Here is a 209-nt window from a genome sequence, read left to right as displayed (position 1 = left end):
CTACGACTGATGCAGGTGTAATGCGGACAACTTAACGGCACATGGGCTAACCTAAATATCGAGTCGATAAATCCTTGCAGCGCTCTCAGTGGCATAGAAAAAACTCGTTTCACCATGAGTGCTGTCGTAATAGCTAAATCACTGAACCGACGTGGCCTCCCGCGCTTATTCTGTTTGCTTTGCGCCCACCCACTTATTGCTTCTTCATC

Annotated in this window: 1 protein-coding gene; it reads right to left on the bottom strand. The window is 47.8% G+C overall.

Annotated features, from left to right (window positions below; genetic code table 11):
• On the bottom strand, window positions 1-209 hold a 209-nt coding region (locus AB4209_RS22470; RefSeq protein WP_372057459.1), incomplete at both ends, for a transposase.

Source organism: Vibrio sp. 10N.286.48.C11 (assembly GCF_041469805.1).
GTDB lineage: Bacteria > Pseudomonadota > Gammaproteobacteria > Enterobacterales > Vibrionaceae > Vibrio > Vibrio crassostreae_C.
The sequence above is the reverse complement of the archived record's forward strand: the minus strand, read 5'-3'. Positions and strand labels throughout refer to the sequence as shown.